9 protein-coding genes are annotated in these 11,234 nt (G+C 59.4%); 6 read left to right on the forward strand and 3 right to left on the reverse strand.

Annotation, left to right across the window (positions count from 1 at the left end):
* Positions 1-998 precede the first annotated feature (998 nt).
* The gene (locus IVB36_RS26310) at positions 999-2,159 is read right to left on the reverse strand and encodes a helix-turn-helix domain-containing protein (RefSeq protein ID WP_247393491.1); all 1,161 of its coding nucleotides are present in this window, start codon (positions 2,157-2,159) and stop codon (positions 999-1,001) included.
* Positions 2,160-2,289: 130 nt separating this feature from the next.
* Between IVB36_RS26310 and IVB36_RS26315 the strand changes: the two genes are divergently transcribed.
* Positions 2,290-2,532 (forward strand): alkaline phosphatase family protein, encoded by a 243-nt coding sequence (locus IVB36_RS26315; RefSeq protein WP_247393493.1) that lies wholly within the window; start codon positions 2,290-2,292, stop codon positions 2,530-2,532.
* Positions 2,533-2,932: 400 nt separating this feature from the next.
* Here the strand turns inward: IVB36_RS26315 and IVB36_RS26320 are convergent, their stop codons facing one another.
* Positions 2,933-3,328 (reverse strand): hypothetical protein, encoded by a 396-nt coding sequence (locus IVB36_RS26320; protein ID WP_247393495.1) that lies wholly within the window; start codon positions 3,326-3,328, stop codon positions 2,933-2,935.
* Positions 3,329-4,523: 1,195 nt separating this feature from the next.
* On the opposite strand from IVB36_RS26320, the gene IVB36_RS26325 reads away from it, so the two are divergent.
* On the forward strand, positions 4,524-4,724 hold the full coding sequence (locus tag IVB36_RS26325) for a hypothetical protein (RefSeq protein WP_247293751.1): 201 nt from the start codon (positions 4,524-4,526) through the stop codon (positions 4,722-4,724).
* On the forward strand, positions 4,711-7,179 hold the full coding sequence (locus tag IVB36_RS26330) for an ATP-binding protein (protein WP_247393512.1): 2,469 nt from the start codon (positions 4,711-4,713) through the stop codon (positions 7,177-7,179). Before IVB36_RS26325 ends, IVB36_RS26330 begins: the two co-directional genes overlap by 14 nt.
* A 654-nt stretch (positions 7,180-7,833) precedes the next feature.
* Here the strand turns inward: IVB36_RS26330 and IVB36_RS26335 are convergent.
* Positions 7,834-9,075: a cytochrome P450 gene (locus IVB36_RS26335; protein ID WP_247393531.1), complete on the reverse strand. Its 1,242-nt coding sequence runs from the start codon at positions 9,073-9,075 to the stop codon at positions 7,834-7,836.
* Here IVB36_RS26335 and IVB36_RS26340 point away from each other — a divergent pair.
* The 3 genes from IVB36_RS26340 (at position 9,074) to IVB36_RS26350 (ending at position 11,148) form a co-directional block, all read left to right on the forward strand.
* The gene (locus tag IVB36_RS26340) at positions 9,074-9,538 is read left to right on the forward strand and encodes a hypothetical protein (RefSeq protein WP_247384766.1); all 465 of its coding nucleotides are present in this window, start codon (positions 9,074-9,076) and stop codon (positions 9,536-9,538) included. The two genes, IVB36_RS26335 and IVB36_RS26340, sit on opposite strands and share 2 nt — an antisense overlap.
* A gap of 288 nt (positions 9,539-9,826) precedes the next feature.
* Positions 9,827-10,228: a hypothetical protein gene (locus tag IVB36_RS26345; RefSeq protein ID WP_247393534.1), complete on the forward strand. Its 402-nt coding sequence runs from the start codon at positions 9,827-9,829 to the stop codon at positions 10,226-10,228.
* Positions 10,229-10,767: 539 nt separating this feature from the next.
* Complete coding sequence (locus IVB36_RS26350; protein ID WP_247393537.1) at positions 10,768-11,148, forward strand: hypothetical protein; 381 nt, start codon at positions 10,768-10,770, stop codon at positions 11,146-11,148.
* Positions 11,149-11,234: the final 86 nt, after the last annotated feature.

The raw sequence follows: 11,234 nt of genomic DNA on the forward strand, positions 1-11,234 counted from the left end.
TCGTGCTCCCGGTGCCTCTGTCCCGATGGTCGCACCATACGCTACGATCCTGAATATCGCAGCGGAACATCGGCACCGAGAAACTCTCATACCGGTTACTAACATCATATTTTCGGTCATTTCATTTCAAAAAACGATAGCCAAAGTGGTTAGCTCGTTTGAGTGCGAGTAGGAATCCTCAAGGCGTCCCTGGCGATTTGCAGGCTTTCCAACATGTCACTCCTGCCAGAATGGCTCAACGGGTCCCTCCCTTCGAGAGCAACGCCGGCAAATCGAGCAGCCCAGCGGCGCGCCCCCGGCGTCGATACGACCACGCTTAGTCAGGGCATATCAATTTTCGAGACGCCCACCGGTGTCTGCGAGCGCCACAGCTGTGAAATGCCAAGCACACGAGATGCATCGCATTCGCAGGAATCAAGCCGCCAGGCGAAACGATCCGCCGGCAGCATCAGTCACGCTTCCTCGCTCAATCGCGACGTCGACCAGATCAGGATCGGCTAGGGCGCCGAGCAGGTTCTCCTGGACGCGGCATTTGCTACCCTTGCTTGCGAGGCCATGCTATCGACGGCTTGCTGGACATCCTACCTGACGTCCTCGCCGGATTTGGGCAATCCTCGGGGCCTGTGATGATTTCCGTGTCTTCACGCTGTGCCCGCAGAGGTGCATCAGGCGATCATGATCAGACCAAACCACTGACGCCGCAGCCTCCGTTTTAGACAAGCCGGGCCGATCTACAGCTGAGGAGAGCTGCTGGCGCTCGCACGCCGCTAATCCCGGCTCGGGAGCGGCCGTCGCGCTGGCCGGGCTTTGGTCAGCATGGCTGGGAGCGCCATACCCGCATTGCGCTCGTGCTAGCGATCAGCCTCGGCTCCAAGTCGATGGCGCTGGGCTGCGCCAGCCAGGTCCTGGTCGCTCCCAGTCCGCTACGTTCCAGTTAGACGAAAGTTTTACATGTTCGACCGACTGTCCGGCCCGAAGACATGGGTAACGGAACGTACCTAAGACATGGGTGACAGCCTCGTGCCGAACGGGTTGTCGAGAGGTTGCAGGGTTTTCTGCTCCAGGTCGAAGTATCCCAGATCATAGTGCATGAAGCTGAGGAGCCAAATGCCCTCGTCGACCTCCTTGATGCCGAGCTTCTGGCCCGCCAGCACGGTTGAGATGTTGATCCGCTTGCGGTGCAGGCAAAGGCGGCCGCACGCGGTTACAAGGACCTCGCGATCGTGGAACGGATAGGTCAGCTCCGGCAGGCCAGCATAGGAACGCGCTGAGGCGACGTAGAGATCGGCAGGACATTTCATGTCGAGGGCCTCGTGCGGGCGTTCGGAGTTGAACTCGCGGACGAAGGCATCGAAGCGTTCCTGCTGCTGCAAGCTATTGCCGCCCGGCGGCCGGGTGGTTTCCTTTTTGAGGGTGAGGTGCATGCGCTCATGACGTCCGTTCTGTTGCGGGTGGCCCGGCTTGATGCGTTCGATTGCAATACCAAGTCGGAGCCACCACACCGAGAGCCTGGAGAGGTTGAACAAGGCGTTGGGACTGGCGAAGGGCACGCCGTTGTCGGAGCGAATGGCGAGCGGCAGGCCGCGCTCGAGGAACAAACGCTCGAAGGCAGTAATTACAGGGTCTTCACGCGTTGAATCGAGCGCTTCGCACAACAACAGGAAGCGCGAGGCATGATCGGTAACGGTGAGCGGATAGCAGTAGCGGCCATTGCCGAGCTTGAACTCGCCCTTGAAGTCGGTGCACCACAAATCATTGGGTCCGGTACCCGTGGACAGCGGCGTGCCGCGCGCGCGGTGGCGCGGCCCGCCGCCACGCTTGACCAGGCCATGGCGATCGAGCATCGCATGGATGGTGCTTTTGGCCGGAATCCTGACATCGCCATCGAGCCGCCGGACCAGCAGTTCGCGGATCTTGCGCGCGCCCCAGTGCGGTTTCTCGGCTTTGAGGCGGACAATCAGACCCTCGATTTGCTCCGGGAGCTGATTGGCATAGCGTACCGGCCGCCTGGACCGATCGCTCAGGGCGGCCAGCCCGTGCTCTTTGTAGCGATCGAAAATCTTATAGCCGGTCTTGCGGGATACGCCGAACTCCCGGCACACATCCGTCATGGCTTCCCCATCCAGAAGCCTGGCCACAAAGCGAAGGCGTTCTTCCATGACCGAACTCGCTTTCCACGGCTCCACACCTCCCGCAGAACAAAAGCGGAAAGTGTAACCCATGTGTCCGGTACGTTTTGTCACCTATGTCTCGGGCCGCTCACGACCGATCCGGAATCGGGTTCTCATCGTGCTGTTCGATGGGCTTCGACCCGATCTCGTCAAACCATCATTGACGCCGAAACTGGTCAGGCTCCAGCGCCGCGGTGCTGTGCTGGCCAGGCAGCGCACCGTCTCGCCCAGCGAAACACGAATAGCGCTCACGAGCCTCGTCACTGGCGCGACGCCGGATCGCCACGGCATCATTGAGATCAATATCTCGACAGGCAGTCGCCCATACCGCGCTCTGTCGACACGAGCGATGCGCGCCTGATCGAGCACCTTGATGCCTCGAGCAACAGCCATCTAGTCGGTGTGCCATCACTTGGTGAGATCCTCGCGGCGAACGGCAGAACCTTCTCAGTCCTCGCTTCCAACTCGGCGGGGGCAAGGCGCCTGCTGAACCATAAAGCTCGAAAGCTCGGACAAGTGACGCTCTCCGGCCACTTCCCTTGCATCGCGACCTCCGCCGAGATGCTCAGACGAGTGGAGACCCTGCTGGCGCCGACGCCTGCGGCGTCCCCCCGCCGGCAACCCAGATCTTGCCTCTCAAGCCTTCCTGACTTCAGCGTTCCTCGACGTAATCTGGCCTCAAATTCGGCCCGACGTCGCAATCCTCTCTTCCGCTGCTGGTCTCGCATATCTTTTCAACCGTACGAGGTACGTCCTGTCCATCATCGATAAAGATCTCTGCGAGCGCACGAGCGGTCATCGTTGCCCGTCGCGAAAGACCCAGAAGACCGAGCACTGTCGGCGCGATGTCGCAAATGCCTGAGGGAACTTGCGAGACGAAGTCCTTTTTCGATCAGCGGTCCCGCCAAAATGCCGACCGACGACATCTCGTTGGCATGCCACCCGCCGTGCACTCCGAAGCCGACCGCCCCATCCGCACTCAAGGTGCGGCCCATAACGCCAAATGGATCGAGACCATCCGACCGGAACGAGAACAGAATGTCCGCCGATAGGGCATGGTCGGCGAACACCAAATGGCGGGCAAAGCTGGCCGCTGCAATGCCATAGGCCGCGCCACCCGCGGTAAGCACCGGACCACACCAGGGCCGCTCGATCATCGATCCTACTGTGCGGCGGATAACGGCGTCCGATGGCTCGGCGGTAAATTGCTCCGACTTGGCCAAGTATGACGATGGCATCGATGCCGGCCGCCGGTGCCGGGCCGCAGCGCAGCCCGGCAGCCTCGAGCGTCTCAAATAGATCGGCCCGCGCATGCACCGTCACATGTCCATGATCGGAGGCGGCGATCAGGTGCACGCCAAGGGAGACGTCCTCAGCCTCCCATCAATCGAGGCAAGCGGCGCAACTGCCGATCGACAAAGCTGATCGCTGCCATCGTCTTTGGCGCGCCAGTCCCACAATCGTGCGAGGAAATATCGGGCTTCCCGGTGCATACCGGCAGCACCTTCGTCGTGTGCAGGTCGGTGAGGCAGTCTATCTTGATTTTGCTGGCGTCGTGGGGCGTCCCAATAACTGACATAACTCAAGCTCGATCTGCGTCCCGCAAGCGCCGGTCTGCTGCCACCGATGGTGAAATTCGTCGAAAAATTCGATGGAGCGCCAAATTTAAGCGCTGGCTCGAGAGTCATTGCACTAATTCAAACCCCCATGTTTGCTACCACATACGAACAAATGCACCCATCTCCGTCGGGGACCGATTTATGTCGAAAGTTTCACCATTTCATTCAACGAAGCCTGGTGCGCGAAGCGTCTATCACGACAACGACAAGTGTACCGAGGGCAATAACATCGAACGGCAGAATCTCGCCTCCGGCACCGGAGGGCGGCCGCGCTGCGAACATTGCGGCCGCCTAGCCTAGTTCGCAGCTGCCGTGGCGGGTAAAACGAGCCCCGCCACGGGCTTGGGGCAGGAAAATATGTCAAGCTTGAGAGGGCAGCGTTCTTTGCTTCGTTCGCGTCAGCTTGGCCTCCGCGGTGAGCTCGCTGACTCAGTTCAAGTCAAACTCAAGCCGAGGTCACTGCAGATCTTTCCGATGGTCGATCGGTCGGCTTGATTGATTTTCAGGCAGCGCTTTCAAGTCGGCTTCATTGTGCCAGATGGGTGGCTCAGTTCTAATCTCAATTTCATTTGGCCAAGCGTTCTGGGCGGCTTTGCAGGGCTAGTAACGTAAGCGATTAGTGGCGCATTGTGCACAACCACTAGGACCACGTCCGAAATCGCTGTTTGTCGAGACGTCTCGCGATTGACGCTGCCGCACAGAAGCAGGTGGCCAGCCCAGGAATAGCAACCATATGGCCGCTGACGATCTTCCCTTTTCATCTACGGTCTCATCCGTTGTCGATGCCTTCTTGAAAAAGCTCGAGGACCAGAAGACCCTTTCGCGGGCGTCTTTGTCGGCGCTGCGAAAGGCACTGGCGGATCATCAATTGGACGCCGAGAGCCTACGGGCGGCCATTTTCAATGCTGCTGAGCCGAGCAATGATCCAGATTGAAGAAATCGAAATTGTCGAGTTCCGTGGAATTCGTCATCTCAAGCGCTCGTTGGGCCGAAGGAGTTTTGGGATTGCGGGGCCGAACGGTACTGGCAAGAGCGGCATCGTGGATGCGATCGAATTTGCCCTCACCGGAAACATCACTCGTCTCGGCGGTGCGGGCACGGCGGAGCTGAGTGTCAAGGCGCACGCTCCACATGTCGACGCGAGCAAAAAGCCCGAAACCGCGCTCGTTCGCCTGCAGGTCTATGCGCCCGCTCTCAAAGAGAGCTTCATAATCGAGCGGAGCGTCAAGAATCCAGGCGCCGCGGTACTCAAGCCGAGCAGTGCTGAAACCAGGGCGCTTCTGGCGCAGCTCGAAACCCATCCTGAGTTTGCCTTGTCTCGTCGAGAAATCATCAAGTATATTCTCGTACCTGCAGGCAAACGATCACAATACGTCCAAGAGCTGCTGCGCCTTGATCAGCTCGAAAAGCTGCGGGTCTCACTCCAACGCGTCGCCAACGATGCAAAACGCGACCACGGAAGGGCCGAGGTGGAGGATCGGCGGACCAAGTCCGATTTCTTTCACCATCTCGGCATTGCCACTCCAAACAAAACTGATCTGCTTGCTTCTGTAAATGCTCGTCGAGCTGTGCTGAAGCTCGATCCTGTGGCGGACCTCGCGCCGGAAAATGCCTTGAAGGTAGGCATCAATCCAGATGCCGAGCACGAGGCGTCGCAGCCATTCTCCAAGCTCGGCGCCAAGAATGACCTTGCGAGCTTCCTGAAGAGGCTGGCTGTCTCGCAGGAAATAACCATAACTGGCGCAAAGTCGGATGCAGTCGCCGCTCTCGCCCAGCTCACGGACGATCCGGCTCTGTTAAGGGTTGTCAAGCAGCGCGCTTTGGTTGAGCGGGGTCTTGAGCTGGTCGAATGCGACGCTTGTCCACTGTGCGACGGTCCCTGGGAGATGGCCCTCCTGGCAACGCATCTTCAAGAGAAGATCGCAAAGGCAGATGCGGCCTCGACGGCATTGAAGCAACTGGCCCTGGCGATCGACCCTCTCGCGGCTCACCTGCGGGCGATGGCGCTTGACGCGGGCAAAGTGGCCGAATGGTGCGAAAAGGCCAATCCTCCTATAGATGCCACGTCGCTGCGGTCCCACGCAAAGGCCCTCGACGGTGACCGCGACACACTAGACAAGGTCGTCCGGGACCCGGCAGCGATCGCCCACGCGCTGCAAGCCCTTGGTCGACTGGGGGCATCGCCCGCGGTCGAGTTGCTTCAGCCCGCCGATCGTCTGGCGGCCTATATCGAAACGCTCTCCGACCTTTCAAAGGAGGAAGAAGCCAAGGAATTCTTGATCGTTGCCCAGGAGAAATACGATCAATGCCGTGGGACGCAGCAGACCCTCAATATCGCGGCCCAGCAGGCCGAAACAGCTTCTGCGGTGTTTAGCCACTACGGTACGGTCAGCACCGCAATGTTGGAAGGCATCTACGACAAGGTGCAGAAGGACTTCACCGAATACTACAGTTTCATCAACCGCGACGATGAGGCCAATTTCGAGGGCAAGCTCTCTGCATCATTGGGCAAACTGGCCTTCGATGTCGACTTTTACGGACGAGGCAGATTTCCTCCCGGGGCCTACCACAGCGAGGGCCATCAGGATGGCATGGGGCTTTGCCTCTATCTTGCACTGGTGAAGCACACGCTCGGCGATGGATTTACGCTTGCCGTCCTCGACGATGTGCTGATGTCGGTCGACGCCGGCCATCGTCGTGAGGTTTGCGCGCTCCTGAAGCAGAAATTTCCAAACACGCAGTTTGTCCTGACCACTCACGACGGCGTGTGGCTCAAGTTCATGCAGAGCGAAAAGCTGGTTCAGAGCACTCTTAGCTTTGGCGGCTGGACGGTCGACAGTGGCCCACAGGTCTGGAACGAGGGTCACGTCTGGACGCAGATCCAGAAACACCTTGCCAATGACAATGTATTTTTGGCGGCAGGGACTTTGCGACGCTATCTGGAGTTCACCTCGACGATCCTTGCGGATAATCTGCGCGCTCGCATCGAATATCATGGAAACGGACAATACGACCTGGGCGATCTCTGGCCCGGGGTGTTAGCCGCATGGAAGGCCCGTCTCAAAGAGGCGCGCGACTCCGCCTCCTCGTGGGGGAAAAATATTCAGGATGTCGAAGCGCTCCAGATAGAATCCAAAAAGCGGGTGGCGGCGACAAAGTCCGAAGAGTGGATGATCAACAAGGTGGTTCACTACAACGCCTGGGCGGACCTGCAATCGAAGGAATTCGCTGCGGTCGTGAGTTCGTTTCAACAATTGCTTCAACTGATGCAGTGCCCCAACACCGATTGCGGCGAATTCCTCTGCGTTTCGCCTATCAAGGGTAACAAGGAAGTCCTCCGCTGCAGTTGCAGCGCTGTCAGTCTCAACCTCGTGCCGAAGAAGAACTGATGCTCCTCGCCCGGCCCAGACCGTCGCTGACGCGTGTATGTGAACCTGTGGCCACGCACCCTCGAGGCCGGACCATGCGGTGAAGTTGGTCCGCTCGTCGCCCCGCGCGGGCTCTGGATCGACCGGCAGCGCCGATGACGGATCGCGATGATCGCGCATTCATTGTGGCCTGACACCGCTATGATGATGGGCGCTGCACCTGGGGTTGGTGCCGACGATGATGGCCGCAGGGGTTCAGGATCAGGCCGCACGCCGGTCGGGGGCCGGCTTCTGCGCGGGCAGAAGGCCACTGAATCACGAACAGTGCATTCGCCGGACCGGCTGTCTTCGAAGCGATAAGCCGGCACCGGATGACCGCTGCGACCAAAGGTTCCGGCTTGCGGGTCTCTTTGCCGGTTACCTATCACCTTATACGCCCGTGCTCCGGTCTGAACCTGATTGTGACAGAGTTCCCAGACATTGACTTGATGCCTTTGAGAGATGCGTCACGCGAAGCGTAGTGGCGGACCAAGTTGGTCAAGAGGTGCGGGCTCCAGCCGGGATGGCGATCTTCAGCGGCGCGCGCCAGTCCGCGTGCAATGGCGGAACTGGTCATCAGAGAGCCCGACGACGGTCCTGCCGTGTAGCTCACGCGTCATTTCAGGGCGTCACAGCCTAGACTATGATTCGGACCGGGAGTGCGGAATAACCGTGCACGAAGTTCGATTCAACGCGCTCCGGATCGCCAACGACCTCCACCTCCATGCGCTTATTCAGTATCTCCTCCCAGAGGATTTTAAGCTGCAGCCGCGCGAGATGTCGACCAAGGCAACGATGGATGCCGTATCCGAACGAGAGATGTTGGTGCACGTTCTTGCGATCGATCGTAAATTTGTTGGCGTCCTCGATGACCTCATCGTCTCGGTTGCCAGAGATGTACCACATTACAACCTTGTCGCCTCGCCTGATTTGTTTGCCTCCCATGATAATGTCCGCGGTGGCGTTGCGGCGCATATGTGCGATGGGCGTTTGGTACCGAATAATCTCGGACACAGCGCTCGACACCAAGGCGGGATTATCTCGTAGCTTTCGTAGCTCGGAGGGGTGCTGGTTCATGAACAGCAGGCCACCGGTGATCGAATTGCGCGTGGTGTCGTTGCCCCCCACGATCAGTAGAATGAGATTGCCAAGAAACTCACGTGGCTCCATATGCCGAGTCCCGGACGAGTGCGCCATCATCGAAATGAGATCAAATCGTGGCTCGGCATTTATCCGCTCCCGCCAAAGCCGAGTAAAATATGTCAAGCACTCGGCCAGGATTGCGCTTCGCTTGCCCCAGCTGTCGATCGCCTGCCCAACCGTCGGCGCTGCAACGGCTACGTCCGACCAGTACGTTAGGAGCCGGCGATCCGCGAACGGAAAGTCGAAAAGTGTGGCCAGCATCTGCGTCGTCAACTCGATCGAGACCATATCGACCCAGTTGAAGGCTTCATTGCGCGGCAGGCCATCCAGGATTGTTCTAGCGCGACTGCGGATTAATCCCTCGAGTTTTTCCAAATTGTCCGGTGCGAGTATCGGACTTACGGTGTTGCGCTGCGCGGCATGTTTGGGAGGACCTGCCTTGATAAAACTCGGTGTCCAATGTTCCTCGGGCACGTCGAGGATCGTGACACCTTGCTCTGACGAGAATATTTTATGATTTGTATCGACGGCCACGATATCGCGGTATCTCGTTATCGACCAATATGGTCCGTATGGGCTGTCTTGGCAGTGGTGAACGGGATCTTCCCTTCGCAGCCGCTCGAAGCAGGGCCATAAGCTATCATCTTGAAATCGTCTAGGTTCGCTTACATCTAGATCTCTCAACGAGATGCCGCGCACATCTTCGCCTCCGCGCACGTTAAAGGGCGTTTTCATGACCGTGTCCTTTGGCCGTTTCTCTTTGAAGAACCCGATCTCGACAGGTCGTAACCGCATGGAGTGCGTGCCGAGTGCTTCAGCTGGGAAGAGCTTCTCGCCGAAGCGGCAAAGAATACTCGAAAAACTGAGCGGCGCCCCCTGCCAGTTCCGGCAGGAGCGAGATCGCCGCCACTTTGTCTATGCGAGCGGAACGCCGCCAGATGAGTCGGCCACGTCTCATTGCGGAAGAGTCGCGGCGGCCCGCTTGAATTGTGGCCGCTGCGAAATAAGGCCTGACTTCGGCATGCTCAATCTGAACAACGCGATCGGGCAGGGGACCGACGCGGTGGTCGCGGTCGCGCGTTCAATCAAACAGAAGATGGAGATGTTTGGACCGCGCTTGGGCAATGTTCCAGCGGCATGTCAAAGACCAAAGCAACAATTCCTTCGGCGCCTTGCGCGCCGCCAAATAGCCAACTGATCCGATCCAAGCACGGCCTTGGCCGCAGCGGCTTCACCATTTACTATCCTCGCCGCTGGTGCTGCTAGGAACGTGCTCCCACTTTACTTCCTTGATAAACGGCATCGTCTAGCTCGCTCGTGTGGTCAGGCGTGTGACGGGGCTCCCGATCTGTGCCAGGAGCTCGTCAATAGTTAGGTACGGCGCCTCTGGCGCGACGCTCCGCGCTTCTCCGGCAGTACAGGGATCGGAACGTGCGGAAGTGAAAAGACGCCCCCGCCGGCCAGCCCGCCCTACACCGGGGAGGTGATGCATGCGCTGTTGCTGGAACACGTGACTGGGCAAGCGTGCTCGCACATCGTGGCGGTCGGCCGCTTGGAACGGATTCCTGGGTTGAAGCATCCCGGAAAAGACAACTACGCCTGGTTGTTCAAGGGCGAGACGATTTTCTGCCTGGCCTCGGGCCCGAGCCTCATGGCGGAGATCTGCCAGCGTGTGCGCGGCCGGCGGTCGATCGCCATCAACTTGTCGGCCGTGCTGGCGCCCTGGGCGAGCGTGCTGTTCTTCACGGCTTCCGGCTGGTACGAGCCGCGGCGCCAGCTGGTGGCGAACTGGGATGGCCTGGCGATCGCGCTCGGCGCGACGCGGGTAGGACCGGGAGCACCGCCACGACGAGTACAAGGGCTCGGCCGCGATTCCGAGATCTATTAGCGCGAATTCGTTCCGGGCTTTGCAGGCTGGGACGAGGCCGCACGCGCCGTCGGCGTCGAAGTCATTAACGCGACTGAAGGCAGCGCGCTGAAGGAGTTTCGGTTTGCGTCGCTCAACGACATCCTGAGATCGGCAATTTAAACATCGGGCTCTCCCGCGAGCAGATCCGGGCGGCAGTGCAGGCCGACTTCGTGGAGCTCTATGCCGCTTTGAATTCCGAGTACGGTACCAACCTGGTGCCGCGGCTTCTGAACAGCGGGCTTTCTGACAGCCAGGTGCTGGACTTTACGCGGGCCAATTTTGCGGACCTCTATGCTGCGGTGAAAGGCGCAGGGGCTCACCGGAGTTCCTGTCTTCGTGCCGGCCTATGCGATCGTGGCCAGCGGCTTGCTGCTGCCGGTCGCGCGCTATCTAAATGCCGGGCTCTCAAGCGATCAGTTGCGCGCCGCGACGCAGGCGAACTTCACTGACCTGTACACACTCCTTGGGGGAGTGAACGCCTACAATCCCGTAGTGGCGCTCGGCTATGATCTGCTTGCATGGTGGACGCTGACGCGCACTATTGGGGCGCGAACGGCGGCATTACGATTGCGACGGGGGTTTCTTCTTGGCGGGACATCGTCGCTGGATACAGCGCGGTTCAAGCTTCGGGGGCAGCGCAGCCGGTGTTTTCCAGCACTTCGTTCAACGGCTCCCCGGGTTTAACCTCTGACGGTATCGACGACTGTCTGGTGTGCACAGACGCCGCGCTGCTCACCGGCCTGCCGGCAGGGGACGCGGGCGGCGAATTGTGGTCGCTGGCGCAGAACGACAATCTTGTGGCCGGCGCGACGTTTTTCGATCTGTTCGGCTATGCCAACGCGTCGCAAAGCGACGCTCGCACGATCGGAAGGATCGCCACGCCAGTCGTAAGCGCTTAGCCGCAACCCTATTGAGGCTGGCTTGACGTTTTGCGGAATCGCCACGGCATGAGGTCTTCGATGCGGCTATGGGGATGGCCGTCGAT

Origin of the sequence: Bradyrhizobium sp. 35, from assembly GCF_023073215.1 — a bacterium.
Lineage (GTDB): Bacteria > Pseudomonadota > Alphaproteobacteria > Rhizobiales > Xanthobacteraceae > Bradyrhizobium > Bradyrhizobium canariense_D.

What these genes read in the sequence shown, in the direction of transcription:
- IVB36_RS26320 (WP_247393495.1), bottom strand. Translation starts at nt 3,328, where the DNA reads ATGATCGAGCGGCCCTGGTGTGGTCCGGTGCTTACCGCGGGTGGCGCG.
- IVB36_RS26310 (WP_247393491.1), bottom strand. Translation starts at nt 2,159, where the DNA reads ATGGAAGAACGCCTTCGCTTTGTGGCCAGGCTTCTGGATGGGGAAGCC.
- IVB36_RS26350 (WP_247393537.1), top strand. Translation starts at nt 10,768, where the DNA reads ATGGTGGACGCTGACGCGCACTATTGGGGCGCGAACGGCGGCATTACG.
- IVB36_RS26325 (WP_247293751.1), top strand. Translation starts at nt 4,524, where the DNA reads ATGGCCGCTGACGATCTTCCCTTTTCATCTACGGTCTCATCCGTTGTC.
- IVB36_RS26335 (WP_247393531.1), bottom strand. Translation starts at nt 9,075, where the DNA reads ATGAAAACGCCCTTTAACGTGCGCGGAGGCGAAGATGTGCGCGGCATC.
- IVB36_RS26345 (WP_247393534.1), top strand. Translation starts at nt 9,827, where the DNA reads ATGCATGCGCTGTTGCTGGAACACGTGACTGGGCAAGCGTGCTCGCAC.
- IVB36_RS26330 (WP_247393512.1), top strand. Translation starts at nt 4,711, where the DNA reads ATGATCCAGATTGAAGAAATCGAAATTGTCGAGTTCCGTGGAATTCGT.
- IVB36_RS26340 (WP_247384766.1), top strand. Translation starts at nt 9,074, where the DNA reads ATGACCGTGTCCTTTGGCCGTTTCTCTTTGAAGAACCCGATCTCGACA.